Origin of the sequence: Streptomyces glaucescens (genome assembly GCF_000761215.1) — a bacterium.
Classification (GTDB): Bacteria; Actinomycetota; Actinomycetes; order Streptomycetales; family Streptomycetaceae; genus Streptomyces; species Streptomyces glaucescens_B.
The window spans coordinates 289,203-308,245 of sequence record NZ_CP009438.1 but is presented as its reverse complement, the minus strand read 5'-3'; the positions used below and the strand labels follow the sequence as shown (position 1 = coordinate 308,245).

Genomic DNA, 19,043 nt, shown 5'->3' with positions numbered 1-19,043 from the left:
TCGTGTCACGAGGACGCGTCAGGCTTCGTCGTCGCCCCCGTCCTCGCCCTCGAAGAAGTCACCGACCTCGTCGACGACTTCCGCGGCGACCAGGCCGCCCGCGACGCCGACGGTCAGGCCGGCCGCGCCCGCGGCGAGGGCCGTTCCCGCTCCGGGTCCGGACCGGTGACCGTCGTGGTCGTCGTGACGGTGGTGGAGGTGGTGGGCGTCCGGGTGCCCGTGGGGTGCGAGGGCGCCGTGGTGGCCGTGGCCGGCCAGGACCTGGCGGATCCAGGCGTCGACGACGGCGTCCCAGTCGCGCCGGCCGGCGCCCTCGTGGCTGACGACGTGCCGGTTGACGACGTCGTGGCCGGAGGAGAGGAACCCGCCGGTCCCGTCGGCCTCCAGGACGACCTCCATGCCTCCGGGGCCGGCCAGGAAGGTGACTTCCAGTTCCCGCATGGCGTGCGCGTACTGCGGCGCGGGACGAGCTCGATCTCCTGGTGGAACGGCAGCCGCTGTCCGGTGCCCCGGATGCGGCCGACTCCAGGTCTGCCGTCCGGAAGCCGAAACCCAGCCGGCCGAGGGCGTCGAGGACCGCCTCCTGCACCGGCAGCGGGACGACGGCGAGGGGGTCCAGGTCGCCCTTGTCCTTCGCGCCGGCCACCGCCAGCTCGGTGCGCACCCCCAGCGCGATCCCCAGGGCCTGCCCGTACAGTTCGGTGATCGGCGTCTCCCAGGGCAGCTCCACCGTGAACGGCACGCTGCGCTCCTCGCCCTCCGCCAGGCGGAAGCCGCCGGCGACGGTGAACCGGCCGAACACGGCGACGCCCTCGGTCTCCCCGCCGTCGTGCTCGGCCTCCACCCGGGCGACCAGCTCCAGGGTGATCCGCTCGATGCCGAAATCGGCACTGCCGCCCTTCAGGTGCACCTGGCCCGTGAGCGGGCCGCCGGGCTGAACCGGGCCCGGGTCGAGGACCGTGTCCACGGTGGGGCCGCCCGCGCCGAGTAACTTCTCGAACACCATCGCGGCGTTCACTCCTTCATGTGCGAGAACCGGGGGCGCGGTGCCGCCGGCCCCTCGGACCGGGAGGAGCACGCCGGCACCGCGGACGGCCGTTGAGCACGGGACCACCCGCCTGCTTTTCTACACGACTGTAGAAGCCCCGTGGGGCGGCCTCCCGGGGTGCGGCATGAACATCACTTCCCGGAGTATGGTCGCCCTGCTGGACGCGAAAGGGAGAAAGCAGCGGAGAAAGGGCGGCGTGGTGATTCGTACCCTGTTCGTGGATGCCGGTGGGGTGCTTTACAACAACATCAACGAAGAAACGGACTTCCTCGCCCAGGTGGCCCGCCGGTACAGCCGCGACGAAGCGGAGACGACTCGGCACGCCATGGCGTCGGCCCGTGTCTACGAAAGTGGCCGAAAGCATGTGCACCAGGTCTTCCAGCAGCTTGTCGGCGGGCTTTCCTGGACCGGTCGGGGAATTCTCGACACACGCTGGCTGGACCGTATGTACATGGCGCGCGTGCGTGCCTACGAAGACAATTTCCGGGTCCTCCGGGAAGTCCGCGAGGAACGGCCGGACCTGACCCTCGTACTGACGAACAACGAGGCCGAACACTGGGACCGGCTGAAGGACGAGGCGCACGGTCACTTCGCGATGTTCGACGTGCTCTGCTCGTCCTGGCGGATCCGCCGGGTCAAGCCGGCGAGGGCGTTCTTCACCGAGGCGTTGCGCCGGACCCGGGCCGGCGCCGAGGAGACGCTGCTCATCGACGACCGGCTCCCGGTGCTGCGTGCCGGGGCCGCCCTCGGGATGCAGACCCTGCACGTCTCCACGCCGGACGTCCTGGCCGACCGGCTCGGCCCGCTCCTGCGCGGCCGGGCGAGACCCGCCCCGGTGCGGTGACCGCCGGGGCGAGGTCGTCAGACGGCCAGTTCCCCCACGTGTGACAGGACCTTCGCGAACGCCTCCGCTATGTCGTCGATCGCGTCGAGCGGAGCCAGCAGCACCTCGTGGCCGAAGCTCACCACGCTGTCGTGGACGCGCCGGGCGACCGGCAGGTCGAAGCGGGCCGGGTCGATCCGTGTCATGTACTCGCGGTCGATCGCGAACCTGCGCCGGGTGCTCGGCCGGTTCAGCGGATTGTCGTTGAGCGGCTGGTGCGTCCGCATGACCGGGAAGCCCAGCTCCGCGCCGAGCGCCTGGGCGATCCGGTCCACCGGGGCGACGGCCAGCACCTCGTCCGGGAGCCGCACCGCATAGCGGTAGTAGGCCCGCTCGGTCGTCCCGGCCGAGGTGCTCTGCGGCGTGAGCCCCAGCTCGGCCAGCCGGACGGACAGCCGCTCGGCCGACCTGCTGCGGCGTGCGTTCTGCTGGTCGAGCAGGTCGAGCTGGTCCAGCAGCACCGCCGCGTGGAACTCGGACAGGCAGGCGTTGCTGCCCATCAGCCGGCCCGTCTCCATCAGTTCCATCTCGCCCACGTCCACGGCGTCCCGCCGCAGCATGCGGCCGTCCGCGCGCAGATGCTCCGCACGGCTCGCGATCTCGGGATCGTCCGTGATCACGGCGCCGCCCTCACCGCACGTCAGCAGCTTGCTGCCCTGCATGCTGAAGGCGCCCGCCGTGCCGAACGCCCCCACCGGCCAGTTGCTGTACCGGGCACCGTGCGCGTGCGCGCAGTCCTCGACCAGCGGCAGGCCGTAGCGCTGGGCGATGTCCAGCAGGGCGTCGAGGTCCGCCACGGCCGAATAGGCGTGGACCACGGTGATGGCGCGCGTCCGGTCGGTGATGGCGGCCTCCACCGCCGCCGGGTCCAGGCAGTACGTCTCCGGGTCGACGTCGACCAGGACCGGCACGGCGTTGATCCCCAGCACCGCCGACGAGGAGGCCACCCAGCTCAGACCGGGCACCACCACCTCGTCCGACGCGCCGACTCCGCAGGCCTCCAGGGCGATGGCCAGCGCGGCCGTCCCCGTCGCCACCGGCACGCACAGGGGGGAATTGCAGTACTCCGCGAATGCCTCCGCGAATTGTCGCTCGTAGGATTGCCGTCCCTGATAGGCGCAACTGATGGTCCAGCGACCGCTCGTCAACACGTCTTCGAGACTTTTCAGTGCCCGGTCTCCCGGTTGCGGCCAGCGCGGCCACTCCCGGTCGACCAGCCGAGGCCCACCGGAGATTGCCAGCGAATTTCCCATGGTTGCCCTCGCTCTTCGGGGATGCGATGGAAGACCATGGAATGTACGCACGATCGGCAGACGTACGCCACAGTGTCCCGTTTCCGATCCGCACACGTCGGCGCACGTTCGACTGCGGAAGTCGCGCAGTCGAACGGCTGGGTACGCTTCGGCCTGACGGCAGGAAAACAACGTGTGAGGAGTCGTGGGTGACCATTCGTCTTTCCGGTGGCGTCGCCGATTCCGCCGCGATCGTGGTGGTGGGCGGTGGCCTCGCGGGACTGGAAGTGGCCACGGCGCTCGTGGAGCACGGCATCGACGACGTCCTCCTGATCGAGGCGGGGCCCGGCGACGACCTCACGCACATCCATCTGGGACTGCCGCAGGACGGGGCGACGGAAACCGTTTTCGCCCCCGAGAACGACCCCTATTTCCGGCGGCCCTGGGAATCCGACTCGACGCACTACACCGGCATATCCGGTCTGCGCCGCCGGCTCGGCGGCCGGTCCCTGTACTGGCACGGTGTGATCCTGCCGCTGGAGGACTGGGCACTGCGCCCCCCGTGGTGGCCCTCCGATGTCATCGACGACCTCACCAAGAGCTGGCGGGGCGGCGCCTCCCTGTACGAGCGGGTCACCGCCGAACTGCTCGCCTGGAGCTCCCCGACGCCCGCCGGCGCGAGCCGGCTGCACCGCTTCGGCGGCCAGGACTTCCGGTCCCTGCCCCGCGCCTGCCGGCACCCGTCGAGCGACGGCCGCTGGGAGGCGTACAGCCCCCTGACGCGGTGGCCCACCGAGGACGGCGTGCCGCGCCCGCCGGCCGGTCTGCGCGTCCGGTGCGACACGGAGGTCCTCGCCGTCGACGTACGCGCCGGTGCCGCGCGCGGGGTACTCGTACGGGACACCGCCGGCGAGGTCGGGACCGTCACCGCGGACGCCGTGGTGCTGTGCGCCGGCACGGTGGAGAGCACCCGGCTGGGCATCCAGGCGCTCACCTCGGTCGGCGCCCTGGCCGAACCGCGCCTGGGCGGACTCGCGGACCACATCGTGCAGGGCTTCGTGGTCCGCCTGCCCGGGACGGCCGGCGCCGTCCCCCCGCTGGGCTCCCACTACGTGCCGGCGCACCACAGCACCCGCTCCTACCTGCGGCTGGACGTGCACCGCACGGAGTACGGCGACACCCTCCTCGACGTGCGGGTGACGGGCGAGCAGCTCCCCAACCCGGACAGTGTCGTCGAGTGCTCGGGCGGCCCCGGCCTGCCCTGGGGCACCCGCGTCCGCACCGCGCTGCTCCCGGAGGACCGCCACCTCGTCACCGCGCAACGGGACGCGCTGAGCGCCTTCTGGCGGTCGCTCGCCGGGGAACTGCGACTGCCCGCGGCCCCCCTGGAGTTCAGCGAGTACGGCGACCCCGGCCGCGACAACACCCGCGTACTGCCCAGCCGTACCCGGTCGCAGACGACCGGGGTGCCGGAGTCCTGGACCAGCCTGCTGGGCACCGAGGACCACGAGGGCGGGAGCCTGCCGCTGGGCGGTGTGCTGACCTCACGCCAGGAGTTCGCGGAACTGCCGCGCCTGTACGCCGCGGGCCCCGTCGTCTTCCCGCGGCTGGGCGCCGCGAACCCCTCGCTCACCGCCCTCGCGCTCTCCCGACGCCTGGCCGCCCTCCTCGCCGCGGCGGTGTGACCCGCGGCCGGACGACGGCTCCACGACCCCACTCTCAGCCCGCGCCAACCCCAGGGAGGAACCGTGCCGGGACCCGGATACCGCTTCGTCGACGACGAGGAACGCGACAACGTACTCGCGGTGCTCGACCGCTGGCGCACCGGCCGCGACACCTTCGACGACCCGGGCGAAGGGAACATGGTGCGCCGCTTCGAGCAGGCGGCCGCCGAGCGGTTCGGCAGCGGGCACTGCCTCGCCGTCAACAGCGGCACCTCGGCGCTGATCGCCGCCCTGGTGGGGCTGGGCATCGGACCGGGCGACGAGGTGATCGTGCCCGGCTACATGTTCGTCGCCTCCATCGCCTCCGTGCTGCACTGCGGGGCCGACGTCGTGCTCGCCGAGATCGACGAGTCCCTCACGCTCGACCCGGCCGACGTGGAGTCGAAGATCACCCCGCGGACCAAGGCGATCATGCCGGTGCACATGCTGGGCGCCCCCGCCGACATGACGGCCCTGCGCCGCATCGCCGACGCGCGCGGACTGCACCTCGTGGAGGACTGCGCGCAGGCCGCCGGGGCGGCCCACCAGGGCCGCCCGCTGGGCACCATCGGCCGGGCCGGCGCCTTCTCGCTCAACCACTACAAGGTGATCACCGCCCTCCAGGGCGGGTTCGTCCTCACCTCCGACCCCCTGGTCTTCCAGCGCGCCTACTCCTTCCACGACCAGGGGTGGTTCCCCTACCGCGAGGACCGGGGCGAGGGCGACCGGCTGCTCGGCATGAACCTCGGTCTCGGCGAACTGCACGCCGCCGTGGCGCTCGCCCAGCTCGGCAAGCTGGACCGGGTCCTGAACCGGGTCAGGGCCGTCAAGCAGCGGCTGGTGGAACGCATCGGGGACCTGCCCGACGTACGGCCCAGGACGCTCCACGACCCGGCGGGGGAGTGCGGCACCGTCGCGGTCTACGTCTTCGACGACGCCAAGCACGCCCAGGACGTCGCCGACCGCATCGGTGCCAAGCCCTTGCTCGACTCGCCGACGCACTACTACGGCAGCCTGCCCGCGCTGGCCGCCTTCGGCCGGGGCGACCGCACGGCCGTGCCCTTCCGGGCGCCGGGCCCCGGGCGGTGGCTGCGCAACTACGAACGGGGTGCCCTGCCCCGCACCGACGACATCCTCGCCCGGTCCGTGGCCCTGGCCACCGGTGTGTCCGACAGCTATCTGGGCGCCGGCTTCGGGGTGCACGCCGGGTCGACGGAGCCGGAGATCGACGCCGTGGCGGCGGAGTTCCGCCGCGCGGTCCTGGGCGGCGGGGCGGACTGACGGGGAGCGCGCGGGGGCACCCGGGCCCCCGCCCGCGCCTCCGCGTTCCCACGCCGCCCACGGTCCCCGGGCCGCCGGAGTTCGCGCGCCGCCCCGAGCCTGCGGGCGGCCCGAGTCTGCGGGCCGACGGAGTTCGCGCGCCGCCCGGGCCCCCGCCCCGCTCGGCGTTCGGCTCCGCACCGGATCCCCCGCACCGGTCCCGCCCTCGCGCCGCCCCGTCAGCCGGCCACGCTGCGCACCAGCCCGGCGAGGCGGGGGGCGAGGCCGTCCGCCCCGTACACGAGCCACGGCCGGTCGAGCCGGTGCCCGCCGTGCAGATCGTCCACCCGGCCGCCGGCCTCCCGCACCAGCAGGGCCGCCGGCGCCCGGTCCCAGACGTGTCCCCCCTCGTCGACGATCCCCTCGACGCGCCCCTCCAGGAGATCGGCGACCAGGCACACGGAGGACTCGACCCACCGCACCCGCTCCCGCACCGCTTCGAAGGGCGAGCCCGCGAACAGGAAGCCGCCCACCCGGGCCCGGCCGAGCGGGACACGCGACGGCTCGACGCGCAGCCGGCGCGCCGTCGACCACGGCCCGCCCGCGGAGGAGGCGTAGGCGCCGCCACCCTGCCGGGCCCACCAGCGGAGGCCTTCCGTCGGGCGGCTGAGCACACCGATCCGCAGCTCCCCGCCGACCTCCAGGGCGACATGGGTGCCCCAGTCGCGCCGCCCCGCCAGGAAGGGGATCGTCCCGTCGATCGGGTCGATGATCCAGCGGCGTGCCGCCGCCGACCTCGTACCGCTCTCCTCGCTGAGCACCGCGTCACCGGGCCGTTCCACGGCGAGGATCTCCAGCAGGGCCTCCTCCACCGCGAGGTCGGCCTCGCTGACCGGGCTGCCGTCGGCCTTCTGCCGCGACGCGGGCGTCCGCCCGAAATAGCGCAGGGAAAGTGCGTCCGCGACATCCACGAGCCGGTGTGCGAGGAGCACGTCGCTGTCGTTTTCCATCGGGCCACCATATCTTTCCGAACGGTTCGATCGGGCCCTCAACAACCCATCCCACAAAGGTGGTTGAACGCCTCCGGCAACCCCGTCACGGTGTTAGCCTTTGGCATGCTCTTGGAAAACGAGCTCGTGGATCGCCGGAATCTGGTCCGGCTTGTCGCGGAGAAATTCCGGGATGTCGTTCCCATCGACGAGACAACGCACCGCCTGGAGTTCTTCCCCCTCGGTGAGGACAGCTGGTCCTATCGGTACGGCCCGCTGTGGATCAGCGTCCGCCGTGATCTCGACGGCCATTTCCCCGGCGCCTACGAAGCCGCCCTGCTGCTGCGCCGGGCCGGGAAGCACTTCGTGCTCGCCCCCCTCGCGGCGGGCGACGGCGGCGTGGTGCACGATCTGTCCGGACTGCCCGTCGTGGTCTTCCCCTACGTCGAGCGGGCCACCGCCCGGCGCGTCCCCCCGACCCCCGCCCAACTCGACCTGCTCGTCGCCCGGCTGACGGAGGTGCACGGCTTCGCCACCCCCGGCGGGCTGCCCGCCGAAGTGCCCGTGGAGGACTTCGGCTTCCCCTTCGAAGGCGACCTGGAGAAGGCACTGCGCACGGCCCTGGAGGGGGACACGGACCACCTGGGCCCCTACGGGAGCCGGCTCACCCGGCTCGTCACCGGGTGCCGGGACCGGGTGGCCGAGCTGCGCCGCGAGGCGGCACGCGTGGCCGCCGAGTGCGCCGCGCGCTGGGAGGGCGAACCGCCCGCGCTGACCCACGGCGACCCCAGCCCCGCCAACGTCCTGTTCGGGGACGGTGTGGACATCCTCGACTGGGGCAGCACCATGTGGGCCCCTCCGGAACGGGACTGGGCCGCGGTCGCCCGGGCCTTCGGCACCGCGCCGGACGGTCGCGGGCTCTTCCTCAGGTTCTACGAGCTGCGCTGGCAGCTCGCCGAGATCGCCGAGTACACGGCCCGGTTCGCCGCGCCGCACACGGGCGACGCCGACGACCACGCCATGTGGGGACGGCTGCTGCGCTACCTCCCGGCCGGCTGACCCGGGCGCGGGTGCCCGCCGCGACTGCTTCCCCAGACGTACAGCGAGGTGAAGAGGGACACCATGAGCCTGGCCGGCGTGTACACCGAATGGGACCCGCTGGAGGAGATCGTCGTCGGAACGGCGGTCGGCTCCGAGAACCGGATGGTGCGCGAGACCGAGGACGAGCTCGACGGCCTGTGCGAGGAGCTGAGGGGCCTCGGCGTGACGGTCCGCCGCCTTCCGCCGCAGGACCCCGCGAGCCCGCCCGCGCCCCCGGACCGCGGCGCGGACACCGCCCTCGCCTACCGGCCCCGGGACGGACTGCTGACCGTCGGCGAGACCGTCATCCAGACGCCGGCGGTGCCCGGTCTCCCGTCCCTGCAGTCGCCCGCCTGCCGGATGCTGCTGATGGAGTACTTCACCAGCGGCAGCCGCTGGATCTCGGCGCCGCCGCCGGTGCTGACCGACGTCATGTACGACCCGACGGCGCCGGCCGGGGAGCGGCTGCGCGAACTGGAGCCGGTCTTCGACGCGGACACGGTGCTGCGGATCGGCACCGACCTGCTCTATCTGGTGTCCGACAGCGGCAACGCGCTGGGCGCGCGCTGGCTGCAGGCGGCGCTGGGGGAGAGGTACACCGTGCACCCCTGCCGGGGACCCCACGGTTCGCCGCACGGCGACTTCGCCGTCGTCCCGCTCGGCCCGGGTCTGATCCTGGTCAATCCGGAGCGGGTCGACGCCGAGCACATTCCCCCGTTCCTGCGCACGTGGAAACGGATCGTGTGCCCGGAACTGGTGGATCCGGGTCCGCCGGACGGCGCCGTCCACAGCTCGGGGTGGGGCGGGTCGAACATTCTCGTCGTCCGGCCCGGACTGGTGATCGTGGACCGGCGGCAGGCGGATCTGATGCGCGTCCTGGAGAACAACGGAATCGACGTGCTGCCGCTCCAGCTGACCCATGCCCGGGCACTGGGCAGCGGTTTCCACCGGGTCACCGTCGATGTGCGGCGGACCGGAACTCTGGAGTCGTACCGGTTCTGAACCGGATGTCCACAGAAAAGGAGTTCAGGCGTGCGTCCGCTCGGTATCGAAGGTGCCTGGCTGGTGGAATCGCGGGTTTTCGGCGACGAGCGGGGGGAATTCCAGGAACTCTTCCGCGGCGGCCCGTTGAGCGACACGCTCGGCTACGTCCCGGGCGTCGCCCAGGTGAACCGCTCCGTCTCCCGCAAAGGGGTCGTGCGGGGTGTGCACTTCGCCGACGTCCCACCGGGCCAGGCCAAGTACGTCACCTGCCTCCGCGGCGCCGTGCTCGACGTCGTGGTGGACATCCGGGCGGGCTCGCCCGCCTACGGCGCCTGGGAGACGGTCCGTCTCGACGACCCGCGGCGCAGCGTGTACATCGAGGCCGGACTGGGACACGCCTTCATGGCCCTCACCGACGATGCCACCGTCGTCTACCTCACCTCCGAGGGCTACGCCCCCGAGCGTGAGCACGCGGTCCACCCGCTCGACCCGGCCCTGGGCATCGCCTGGCCCCCCGGGATCGAGCCCGTGCTGTCCGCCAAGGACAGCCGGGCCCCCGGCCTGGAGGAGTCCGCCCTGCGGGGACTGCTGCCCGACTACCACACCTGTGCGGACTTCCACCGGGAACTGCGGCGCCGCTTCACCGCCTGACCGTGCCGCCCCGCGCCGACGCGCGCAGCAGCGCGGGGAACGCCTCGGCGAGCGCGGCGCGCCAGTCGCGCAGCGGGGCGAGACCGGCGGCCCGCCACCGGCCCTGGGCGAGGACGCTGTACGGGGGCCGGGCGGCCGGCCGGGCCAGTTCCCCGCTGCCGATCGGCCGGACCCGGCCGGGATCGGCCCCGGCCCGCCGGAAGATCTCCCGCGCCAGCGCGTGCCAGGTCGTGCTCCCCGCGTTCACGGCGTGGTAGACACCGGGCGGCGCGGTGCCCCGCAGCGCCGCGGCGCCGAGCGCGAGGAGCCGGTCGGCGAGATCACCGGTCCAGGTCGGTCCGCCGTGCTGGTCGTCGACGACGGGCACGGTGCCCTCCGCGGCCGCCAGGCGGATCATCGTGGAGACGAAGTTCGCGCCGCCGGACCCGTACAGCCAGGCGGTGCGCACCACGTAGCCACCGTCCGGGAGGGTGTCGAGCACCGCCCGCTCCCCGGCGAGCTTCGTCCTGCCGTAGGCCGTGCGCGGCGCGGGCGGGTCGTCCTCCCGGTACGGGCGGTCGGCGAGCCCGGCGAAGACGTAGTCGGTGGACAGCTGGATCATCCGGGTGCCCGTCGCCCGGCAGGCGCGGGCCAGGTGACCGGGTCCCTCGCCGTTCACCGCCAGGGCCCGTGCCTCGTGCGCCTCGGCCGCGTCGACCGCCGTCCAGGCCGCGCAGTTGACGAGCACCGCGGGCCGGTGCCGGGCCAGCAGCGCCCGCGCGGCGGCGGGGTCGGTGACGTCCAGGTCCGCCCGGCCCAGCGGGACCACCGGGACGCCCCGGCGGCTCAGGCGCGCGGTGAGTTCGCGCCCGAGCATCCCGGACGCGCCGGTGACGAGCCAACGAGAGCCGAGGGGTACGGACATGACGGCGGACCTCCGGTGCTCTGCGGGTAGGGGCATGACGGCGGACCTCCGGTGCTCTGCCGGCGCGGCCGGCGCGTGCCCCGGCCGGCGGACGGCGCTGTGCGCGGCCGGCAGGTGCCGCGGCCGGTACGTCCCGGGGACGTACGCGTCCGGGATCACGCGGTCTGCGGGGCGCGGCCGGCGCACAGGGGCTCCCACCAGGCGCGGTTGTCGCGGTACCAGGCCACCGTGGCGGCCAGGCCGGTGCTCAGGTCCGTCGCGGGGACGTGTCCCAGCTCGCGGCGGATCCGGCTCGCGTCGACCGAGTAGCGGCGGTCGTGGCCCTTGCGGTCGGGGACGTGCTCCACCCTGTCCCAGCCGGCGCCGCACGCCTTCAGCAGCAGGTCCACGAGGTCCCGGTTGGCCAGCGAGGTGCCGCCTCCGATGTTGTAGACGCGCCCGGCCCGGCCGCGGGCCCGCACCGCCTCGATACCGCGCACGTGGTCGTCCACGTGCAGCCAGTCCCGTACGTGCAGCCCGTCGCCGTACAACGGCACCTTGCGGCCCTCCAGCAGCAGGGTGACGAACCGTGGGACGAGCTTCTCCGGGAACTGGTAGGGGCCGTAGTTGTTGGAGCAGCGGGTGATGCGCACGTCCAGGCCGTGGCTGACGTGCATGGCCAGCGCGAGCAGGTCGCCCGACGCCTTGGAGGCGGCATAGGGGCTGTTGGGGCGCAGCGGCTCGTCCTCCGTCCACGACCCCGTCTCCAGCGAGCCGTAGACCTCGTCGGTGGACACCTGCACGAAGGGGGCCACGCCGTGCCGCAGGGCCGCGTCGAGGAGTGTCTGCGTGCCGCCGGCGTTGGTCCGCACGAACGCGGCGGCATCGAGCAGCGAGCGGTCCACGTGCGACTCGGCGGCGAGGTGCACGACCTGGTCCTGGCCGGCCATGACCCGGTCGACCAGGTCCGCGTCGCAGATGTCGCCGTGGACGAAGCGCAGCCGGGGGTGGTCGCGGACCGGGTCGAGGTTGGCGAGGTTGCCGGCGTAGCTCAGGGCGTCGAGCACGGTGACGACGGCGTCGGGCGGCCCGTCCGGACCGAGGAGGGTGCGGACGTAGTGCGAGCCGATGAATCCGGCGCCGCCGGTGACGAGCAGACGTGTGGCCATGCGGGTGAGCCGCCTTCCGTCTTCGGTCGGTGTCGATCGGGGTCAGGAGGAGATCTGGGCCGTGCTGTGGTCGCCGAGGACCAGGCGGTGCGCGTGCGGTACCGGCGGGGCCGCGGTCACCCGGACGTGCCGCCCGATGAGGGACGCCTCGATGCGCCGCACTCCGGAGATGGAGGCGTTGCGCAGCACGATGGAGAACTCCAGCTCGCTGTCCTCCACCAGGCAGCCCTCGGCGATGGAGGTGAACGGCCCCACGTACGAGTCGGTGATCGTCGTGCCGCTGCCGACCACGACGGGCCCGATCACCCGGGAGTTGCGGATGACGGCGCCCTCGTCGACCCGGACGCGTCCGATGAGTTCGCTGTCCTCGTCGACGTCCCCGTCGCACCGCGGCTCGACCGTCTCCAGCACCAGCCGGTTCACCTCCAGCATGTCGGTGACGTTGCCGGTGTCCTTCCAGTAGCCGCTGATCAGGGTGGACCGCACGTCCTTGCCCTCGTCGATCAGCCACTGCACGGCGTGGGTGATCTCCAGCTCGCCCCGCCAGGACGGCTCGATGGCCCGGACGGCCTCGTGGATCGCGGGGGAGAACAGGTACACGCCGACCAGTGCCAGGTCGCTGCCGGGGTGGGTCGGCTTCTCCTCCAGGTGACGCACCCGGCCGCGCTCGTCCAGTTCGGCCACGCCGAAGGAGCGGGGGTCGGACACCCGGGTGAGCAGCAGATGGGCGTCCGGCCGGTGGGTGCGGAACGCACGGATGGGCTGGTCGATCCCGCCCACCACGAAATTGTCGCCGAGATACATGGCGAAGTCGTCGTCGCCCAGGTAATCGCGGGAAATGCGGACGGCGTGGGCGAGGCCGAGTGGTTTCCGCTGCGGGATGTAGGTGACGTCGAGACCGAATTTCGAGCCGTCCCCCACGGCTTCCGTTATCTCCGCGACGGTGTCGCCGACCACGATGCCGACATCGGTTATCCCGGCCGCCGCGATGGCCTCCAGGCCGTAGAAGAGGACCGGCTTGTTGGCGACCGGCACGAGTTGTTTCGCGGACGTGTGGGTTATCGGCCGTAAGCGGGTGCCGGCTCCGCCGGCCAGGACGAGCGCCTTCATGTTCTCTCCCTGCGTGACGTGACGTGGGGCCACGGGCGGGCCGGCGACGCATGAGCGGTACGGCCGCAGGACGGTGGCGGAAACACTGTGGTGAGTGACCTGATCTCTGTCCCGGCCTGACCCGGGGGTGTAAGGGGCGCGGTTGTTCGGCGCTCGTTTCGTGGCCGTCCGGCGGCCGGAAACAGCCGTAGGTCCCCCACCCATGGCGGGCGGCCCGGCGGCTCTTCCCCCGGCAGGCCGCCGTGGACGGACCGCCGTGGCCCGTCTCGGGCGCCCCGGATGCCCAGCTGGACCGCCCCGCACTCGCCGGCGGCCCCACCTTTTCCGGTCATTTACAGTTGCTTTACTGACGAGGCGGCAGGTGATAATCGTACATTGAAGGAAGTTGGGGGAAGTCGTGCGTTGCACGTTGCGCCATTCAGCGAAAATGCCTTTTTGACCGAAAGGTGTGTAATGGAGCTCAGTTCCCGTCGTCAGTTCGACATGCACGACCTGTCCTCCCGGGGGGTATCGGAACTCAACGGGAACAGCGCGAAGTTATCCGGTGTCGTCATGGTTCCCATTGCATCCCTGAGGCCGTCCGACTCGCCGCGAAGTGCCGGGGAGGACCCGGAACACATCCGCGCCCTCGCGGAATCCGGCGCGGAACTCCCGCCCATCATCGTGATGGCCTCCACGATGCGGGTCGTCGACGGAATGCACCGCCTGCGGGCCGCCGAACTCCGCGGGGAGAGCGAGCTGGCGGTCCGGTTCTTCGAGGGCGACGAGAAGGAGGCCTTCGTCCTCGCCGTGGAAGCCAACATCACCCACGGCCTGCCGCTCGGCCTCCAGGACCGCAAGGACGCCGCCGCGCGCATCCTGCGCAGCCACCCCATGTGGTCGGACCGCGCGATCGGGACCGCGACCGGCCTCTCGGCCAAGACCGTGGCGGCACTCCGGGCGCGTTCGACCGAGGGACTTCCTCAATCGAACGTCCGCATCGGCAGGGACGGGAGGGCCCGTCCCGTCGACCCCGCCGAGGGACGGCGGCTGGCCGGACGGCTCATGCAGGAGAACCCCTCGGCCCCGCTGCGCCAGATCGCCGCCCAGGCCGGGGTCTCGCTGGGAACCGTATCGGACGTGCGCAAACGGCTCCAGCGGGGTGAGGGGCCGGTCCCCGAACGGGGCCGCGCGCGGACCGAGCCCGGCACGAACCCCGAGCCGGCCCACACGCCGGAGCGGCCGTACGACGAAGCCGAGGCCGAGCGGCCCTCCCGCGCGCTGATCCTGCGCCACCTCAGCCGCGACCCCTCCGTACGGCTCACCGAGGACGGCAGGACGCTGCTGCGGTGGCTCACCGTGGCGGCCGTGCGCCCGCAGGACTGGGAGCGACTGCTGCGGAACGTCCCGGCGCACCGCGTGGGAGCCGTCGCCGAGCTGGCCCGGGGCTGTTCCCAGACCTGGCAGCTCGTCGCCGAGCAGCTCGAACGGGCCCGTGGATCCGGGGCGGAGCAGGAGACCGGCGGCGCACCGGGCCGCCAGGAGGCCGAAGGCGCCGGGCAGTCCGCCGCCGGCATGCCACGCCGCGCGGCCGCACTGGAGTCCCGGCGGACGGGGGAGGTCACCGTCCAGGTCCCCGACGCGCCCGACCGCCCCGTGCCTCCCGCCGACCCGTGCTGCGACACCGTCCTGCGCGGACCCGCGAGCGCCGGTGCCCCGGGGCGCAGGACGCCCCGCGCCGGACGGTGACCGGAGAGCGGGGCGAGGCCGACACCGGACGGTGACCGCGGTGCGGCAGGGGCCCGGCACAGGACGGTGAGCGGCCGGCCGCAGGGAACGGAGCGACGGCAGGGACCGGACCGACAGCAGGGACCGGGGGAGTGGGGGACGGCGACGGGGCGGGACGACGGCGAGGCCGGGTCCCGCGCCGGGGCTCGTGGCCGCCGTCCCGCCTCCGGTCACTCCCGGGGCGGCTCTCCCGTACCGTTCTCCAGCCAGTCCCGCTCCGCCTCGGTCAGCCGCAGCTCCGCCGCGGCCAGCGAATCGCGGACCTCCTCCGGCTGCCGCGGACCGATCAGCGCGACCACGCGGAAGGGCTGGGACAGCGTCCAGGCCAGCGCGATGCCGGTCGACGAGACACCCCTGCGCTCGGCGAGGGTGCGCGCCCGTCGCAGACGCTCGACGTTGGTCTCGCTGTACCAGCACTCGGCGAGCGGACTCGTCCGCAACTCGGCCGGGTCCGCCAGGGCGTGGGCCCCGCGACCCTGGCTCGCCCAGGGGTACAGCGTGACCGGGTTCTCGGTGAGCCACGCCCGCCAGCGCGGGTCGTGGGAGCCCATCGTGCCCGGATAGATGGGCTGCACCATGTCGATGAGGCTCAGTTGGTTGCTCACCCCGGCCGGTGCCGGCAACCCCTGCTCCCGGGCGTAGCCGACGGCCTCCCGCACCCGGTCGAGTGACCAGTTCGACATGCCGTAGGCGCCGATGAGGCCGCGTGCCACCAGGTCCGCCAGCACGCTCACGAACTCTCCGACCGGCACGTCGGGATTGTCCCGGTGGAGCATGTACATGGCTGCGTCATCGCGACCCATGCGGTCGAAGCTCTCGGCGAGCTGCGCCTCCACCCGGTCCGGCAGGCACTCCGGGGTGTGCGCGCCCTTCGCCAGCACCCACACCTCCTTCTCGACGCCCCGGGACCTCGCCCAGGCGCCGAAGGTGCGCTCACAGCAGCCGGGTCCGTACGCGTGCCCGTAGAGCCACGCCGTGTCGAAGGCCCGGCCGCCGCCCTCCCAGTAGGCGTCGTACACGGGGAAGCCGCGCTCGTCCTGCCCGAACGCGGACGTGCCGAGCAGCAGGGGCGGAGCCCCGTCGGGCTGGGACGAGGCGTCGGAGGAGACGGGCAGTGGAACAGAGGACATGTGCTCTCCAGATTCTCCTGAGCTGAGGTCGCGGGGGCGGTCGCGGCACCGCGTCGCACGGACCGCTGGGCGCACGGGCGTTCGGGGGAGCGGGGCGGGATCCTGCCGGAACGGCCGCGCCGGCCGGTGACGGACGACGCGTCATGTGCCGGTGGGGGCCGCGCCGCGACGGGGCGGGCGGCGGGGGCGGACACCCGTGCGGACCGGTGCGGCCCGCCTGAAGCGGTACGCCCGGTGCGGCCCGCCCGGCCGCCCGGCAGGACCCCGCCCCGTCGCGGACGCGAGCCGTACGGAGCGCTCGCAGGGTCACGGGGGCGCCGCGCGTCCGGCGGCCCGCCGAGGTCGGCCCCGGCAGGAGTGGCGGCGCGGCGCCCAGGTGTCACCTCACCCGGTGAACGCCTTGCGGACCTCGGCCGCCACGTGATCGAGGTGCCGTTCGGTGAGCGCGGGGTGCGACGGAAGCGCCAGCAGCTCCTGCGACAGCCGCTCCGCGACCGGCAGCGACACCGACTGGTGCTCGGCGAAGGCGGGCTGCTTGTGCAGCGGGAACGGATAGCGCAGCAGGACCGGGACACCGCGCGAGCGCAGGGTCGCGGCGATCTCGGCGGCCGTCGGCCGGCCACCGCCCGGCACCGCCCGCACCACGTACTTCCAGAAGGCGTGCACGGTGCCCTCCGGTTCGACCGGCAGCTCCAGGCCCTCGACGTCGGCCAGCCGCTCGGACAGGTACGCGGCGTTGCGCCGGCGTGCCTCCACCATCTCGCCCAGCCGCCCGTGCTGGCTGAGGCCGACCGCCGCCTGCACCGCGGTCAGCCGGTAGTTGTAGCCGACCTCGTACGCCCAGATCAGGCCGGGACGGTCGGCGATGGGACCCTCGCCGTGGCTGCGCAGCCGGCGGACGCGCTCGGCGTAGCCGGGGTTGTTCGTCAGGACGGCACCGCCCTCGCCGCCGGAGGTGATCACCTTCTGCTCGAACAGGCTGACGCACGCCAGGTCACCGAAGCCGCCCACCGGACGGCCGCCGATGCTGGTGCCCAGCGCCTGAGCCATGTCCTCGACGAGCGGGACGCCGGCGTCCGTGGCGATCGCGGACAGCGACGCCATGTCCGCGGCCACGCCGTTGATGTGGACGACGACGATCGCCTTGGTCCGCTCGGTGATCAGGGACTTCACCGAGTCGGGGTCCAGGCAGTGGGTGTCGGGGGTGACGTCGGCGAAGACCGGGCGGGCCCCGAGGTAGGCGATGGGGCTCGCCGAGCCGATGAAGGTGTGGGCGGGGACGATCACCTCGTCACCCGGACCGACATCGAGGGCGTGCAGGGCGAGGTGGACCGCCGCAGTGCCGGTGGACACGGCGACCGCGTGCTCGACGGCCTGGCTCTCGGCGAGGGCCGATTCGAATTGCTCGACGACCGGATTGCCCAGCCCCACCAGGCGGTTGGCGCGCAATGCGGCGACGGCCGCCTCGACATCGTCGTCGGAGAGCTGGGGCCACCTCGGTAATTCCACGGAGGAGCTCAAAGGTCACATCCTTCAATTGTGTGGCGGCATCTGCGGTGACTGCGTATTCCTGTTTCCGCCGGACCATGCTGATGGGGGCGGGGAAATTCTTCAACCGCAGGCACTTGAAAGTGAATTCGGCCGGGTCGGAAGCAACTAGTGAATGGAGCGCAGGCCGAGCGCGGTGCGCACGGTGTGGAACAGCGCGGTGTTCTCGTGCACGCCGACGACCCGCTCCGCGTACGGCCCGCGGGCGGCGACCCGGACCGGCACCCCGGTGTGCTCCTGCACGTCGTCCGGCGCGCCGCTGGCGTAGCCGAGATGCAGGGGCGCTCCCTCGTCGGTGACGAGCGTCGCGGACCGGCCCGGCGGCCGGGCCTCCAGCGGCAGGATCTGCCCGCCGCTGCCGTGGTCCGCCGTCACGACGACGAGCGTGCCGGGATGGCGTGCCGCATAGGCCAGCGCTGCCCCGACGGCACGGTCGAAGGCGACGGTCTCCCCGATCTGGCCGCACGGGTCGGCGTCGTGAGCCCGGTCGTCGATGGCGGCTCCCTCCACCTGCAGGAAGAACCCCCCGGCGGCGGCGCCGGCCCGCCGCGCACGGGCCGTCAGCAGTTCCAGCGCGGCCCGCGTCGACTCCTCCAGGCTCGGCGTGCCGGCCGGGTGCGCGGGAGCACCGGTGCCGCAGCGCTGGGGGGCGGTGCCGCCGGGCCGGGCCGGGACCCCGGTCCACTCGACCGGCAGCGGCCCGTCGGCGAACAGCCCGAGGACCGGGCGGTCCGGGCGGGCGGCCCGCAGACCGGTACGGTCCCGCACCACCTGGTAGCCCTCGGCCCGGGCCCGCTCCAGGACGGTCCGCCCCCGGTGCGGGCCGGCCGTGATCCGCTGCCCGAACACGTCCGCGCCGCCGCCGAGCAGCACGTCCGGGCGCAGCGCCACGGTCTGTTCCGCGATGGAGCCCGCGCCCCCGCGCTCCTTGGCGTCCGCCGGGCAGGCCGCCATGTCTGCCGGGCCCGCGCAGGACCGGTCGGTGACGTGGGCGGTGAGCGCGGCGGGCGTCGCGTCGGTGAGGCGTGCGGTGGTGACGCTGCCGGTGGCGTAGCCCTGACGCCGGGCCAGCTCCAGCAGCGTGGGCAACGGCCGGTCGGTGCCGGGGGTCTTGGCGACCCGCCCGTTGACCGTCTTGTGCCCGGTGGCCCAGGCGGTGGCGCCGGCCGCGGAGTCGGTGACGTAGTCGGGGCGGCCCCGCTCGTCCACGGCGTAGGTGAGGGAGGAACCGGTCATCGGCAGCCGGTCCATGGCGAGCCGCCCGCCGGCGCCGACGGTGTAGTTGCGCGCCGCGGTGATCTCCGAGTCGCCCATGCCGTCACCGACGAGGAGGATGACGTTGCGCGGGCGGGCCGGTTCGGTGCCGGTCACGCCGATGCGGGGTGCGGGGGCGGCGGAGGTCACGGTCAGCGCCGTCACCAGCGCCGCGGCGACACCGCCCCAGCGCCGCGCGGACCGCCGCGCCGCGCGTCCGGTCCCGGGAATGACTGCCGTCATCGATCAACTCCTTCGGAGAGTACGGCCGGTGGACGGCGGCGACCGTATCCCGCGGTCCTCGGCCCCACCACCGTCCACGGACGGCGGGAGCCTGTACCGATCTCCGATA

15 protein-coding genes and 1 pseudogene are annotated in these 19,043 nt (G+C 73.3%); 7 read left to right on the top strand and 9 right to left on the bottom strand.

What is annotated here, in order from left to right; all coding sequences use genetic code 11:
• Positions 1–18: 18 nt before the first annotated feature.
• Positions 19–1,006, bottom strand: a pseudogene (locus SGLAU_RS01220) (sporulation protein).
• A 187-nt stretch (positions 1,007–1,193) separates the two neighbouring features.
• Between SGLAU_RS01220 and SGLAU_RS01215 the strand changes: the two are divergent.
• Positions 1,194–1,892 carry an HAD family hydrolase gene (locus SGLAU_RS01215; protein WP_099052750.1) on the top strand — a complete coding sequence of 233 codons (699 nt, stop codon included), beginning with the start codon at positions 1,194–1,196 and terminating at the stop codon, positions 1,890–1,892.
• Positions 1,893–1,909: 17 nt separating this feature from the next.
• Here the strand turns inward: SGLAU_RS01215 and SGLAU_RS01210 are convergent, their stop codons facing one another.
• Entirely contained in the window at positions 1,910–3,184 is a 1,275-nt protein-coding gene (locus SGLAU_RS01210) for a DegT/DnrJ/EryC1/StrS family aminotransferase (RefSeq protein ID WP_043497551.1), read from the bottom strand.
• Positions 3,185–3,372: 188 nt separating this feature from the next.
• On the opposite strand from SGLAU_RS01210, the gene SGLAU_RS01205 reads away from it, so the two are divergent.
• Positions 3,373–4,848: a GMC family oxidoreductase gene (locus tag SGLAU_RS01205; RefSeq protein WP_244315153.1), complete on the top strand. Its 1,476-nt coding sequence runs from the start codon at positions 3,373–3,375 to the stop codon at positions 4,846–4,848.
• Between the two features lie 63 nt (positions 4,849–4,911).
• Positions 4,912–6,147: a DegT/DnrJ/EryC1/StrS family aminotransferase gene (locus SGLAU_RS01200; protein ID WP_043497550.1), complete on the top strand. Its 1,236-nt coding sequence runs from the start codon at positions 4,912–4,914 to the stop codon at positions 6,145–6,147.
• Positions 6,148–6,365: 218 nt separating this feature from the next.
• On the opposite strand, the gene SGLAU_RS01195 is transcribed toward SGLAU_RS01200, so the two are convergent.
• Positions 6,366–7,136, bottom strand: coding sequence for an inositol monophosphatase family protein (locus tag SGLAU_RS01195; protein WP_043497548.1), 771 nt, complete (start codon positions 7,134–7,136; stop codon positions 6,366–6,368).
• Positions 7,137–7,262: 126 nt separating this feature from the next.
• Here SGLAU_RS01195 and SGLAU_RS01190 point away from each other — a divergent pair, with 126 nt between their 5' ends.
• From SGLAU_RS01190 to SGLAU_RS01180, 3 genes are all read left to right on the top strand, one after another.
• Positions 7,263–8,174: a phosphotransferase gene (locus SGLAU_RS01190; protein WP_244315152.1), complete on the top strand. Its 912-nt coding sequence runs from the start codon at positions 7,263–7,265 to the stop codon at positions 8,172–8,174.
• Between the two features lie 63 nt (positions 8,175–8,237).
• Positions 8,238–9,197, top strand: coding sequence for an inosamine-phosphate amidinotransferase (locus SGLAU_RS01185; protein ID WP_043497543.1), 960 nt, complete (start codon positions 8,238–8,240; stop codon positions 9,195–9,197).
• Between the two features lie 30 nt (positions 9,198–9,227).
• Positions 9,228–9,830: a dTDP-4-dehydrorhamnose 3,5-epimerase family protein gene (locus SGLAU_RS01180; RefSeq protein WP_043497542.1), complete on the top strand. Its 603-nt coding sequence runs from the start codon at positions 9,228–9,230 to the stop codon at positions 9,828–9,830.
• Here SGLAU_RS01180 and rfbD read toward each other — a convergent pair.
• The 3 genes from rfbD to SGLAU_RS01165 form a co-directional block, all read right to left on the bottom strand.
• On the bottom strand, positions 9,820–10,734 hold the full coding sequence (rfbD, locus tag SGLAU_RS01175; protein WP_043506118.1) for a dTDP-4-dehydrorhamnose reductase: 915 nt from the start codon (positions 10,732–10,734) through the stop codon (positions 9,820–9,822). The genes SGLAU_RS01180 and rfbD overlap by 11 nt on opposite strands.
• Positions 10,735–10,889: 155 nt before the next feature.
• On the bottom strand, positions 10,890–11,882 hold the full coding sequence (gene rfbB / locus SGLAU_RS01170; protein WP_043497539.1) for a dTDP-glucose 4,6-dehydratase: 993 nt from the start codon (positions 11,880–11,882) through the stop codon (positions 10,890–10,892).
• Between the two features lie 42 nt (positions 11,883–11,924).
• Positions 11,925–12,992, bottom strand: coding sequence for a glucose-1-phosphate thymidylyltransferase (locus SGLAU_RS01165; RefSeq protein ID WP_043497537.1), 1,068 nt, complete (start codon positions 12,990–12,992; stop codon positions 11,925–11,927).
• A gap of 552 nt (positions 12,993–13,544) precedes the next feature.
• Here SGLAU_RS01165 and SGLAU_RS01155 point away from each other — a divergent pair.
• The gene (locus SGLAU_RS01155) at positions 13,545–14,720 is read left to right on the top strand and encodes a ParB/RepB/Spo0J family partition protein (RefSeq protein ID WP_244315151.1); all 1,176 of its coding nucleotides are present in this window, start codon (positions 13,545–13,547) and stop codon (positions 14,718–14,720) included.
• 209 nt (positions 14,721–14,929) lie between these two features.
• On the opposite strand, the gene SGLAU_RS01150 is transcribed toward SGLAU_RS01155, so the two are convergent.
• The 3 genes from SGLAU_RS01150 to SGLAU_RS01140 form a co-directional block, all read right to left on the bottom strand.
• On the bottom strand, positions 14,930–15,889 hold the full coding sequence (locus SGLAU_RS01150) for an aldo/keto reductase (RefSeq protein WP_043497533.1): 960 nt from the start codon (positions 15,887–15,889) through the stop codon (positions 14,930–14,932).
• Between the two features lie 384 nt (positions 15,890–16,273).
• On the bottom strand, positions 16,274–17,398 hold the full coding sequence (locus SGLAU_RS01145) for a DegT/DnrJ/EryC1/StrS family aminotransferase (RefSeq protein ID WP_244315150.1): 1,125 nt from the start codon (positions 17,396–17,398) through the stop codon (positions 16,274–16,276).
• 147 nt (positions 17,399–17,545) lie between these two features.
• Positions 17,546–18,934, bottom strand: coding sequence for an alkaline phosphatase (locus tag SGLAU_RS01140; RefSeq protein ID WP_043497527.1), 1,389 nt, complete (start codon positions 18,932–18,934; stop codon positions 17,546–17,548).
• Between the last annotated feature and the right edge of the window lie 109 nt (positions 18,935–19,043).

Excerpts from the sequence above, each read along its gene's own strand:
- SGLAU_RS01215 (WP_099052750.1), top strand. The coding sequence starts at position 1,194 with ATGGTCGCCCTGCTGGACGCGAAAGGGAGAAAGCAGCGGAGAAAGGGC.
- SGLAU_RS01210 (WP_043497551.1), bottom strand. The coding sequence starts at position 3,184 with ATGGGAAATTCGCTGGCAATCTCCGGTGGGCCTCGGCTGGTCGACCGG.
- SGLAU_RS01195 (WP_043497548.1), bottom strand. The coding sequence starts at position 7,136 with ATGGAAAACGACAGCGACGTGCTCCTCGCACACCGGCTCGTGGATGTC.
- SGLAU_RS01185 (WP_043497543.1), top strand. The coding sequence starts at position 8,238 with ATGAGCCTGGCCGGCGTGTACACCGAATGGGACCCGCTGGAGGAGATC.
- rfbD (WP_043506118.1), bottom strand. The coding sequence starts at position 10,734 with ATGTCCGTACCCCTCGGCTCTCGTTGGCTCGTCACCGGCGCGTCCGGG.
- rfbB (WP_043497539.1), bottom strand. The coding sequence starts at position 11,882 with ATGGCCACACGTCTGCTCGTCACCGGCGGCGCCGGATTCATCGGCTCG.
- SGLAU_RS01165 (WP_043497537.1), bottom strand. The coding sequence starts at position 12,992 with ATGAAGGCGCTCGTCCTGGCCGGCGGAGCCGGCACCCGCTTACGGCCG.
- SGLAU_RS01155 (WP_244315151.1), top strand. The coding sequence starts at position 13,545 with ATGGTTCCCATTGCATCCCTGAGGCCGTCCGACTCGCCGCGAAGTGCC.
- SGLAU_RS01150 (WP_043497533.1), bottom strand. The coding sequence starts at position 15,889 with ATGTCCTCTGTTCCACTGCCCGTCTCCTCCGACGCCTCGTCCCAGCCC.
- SGLAU_RS01140 (WP_043497527.1), bottom strand. The coding sequence starts at position 18,934 with ATGACGGCAGTCATTCCCGGGACCGGACGCGCGGCGCGGCGGTCCGCG.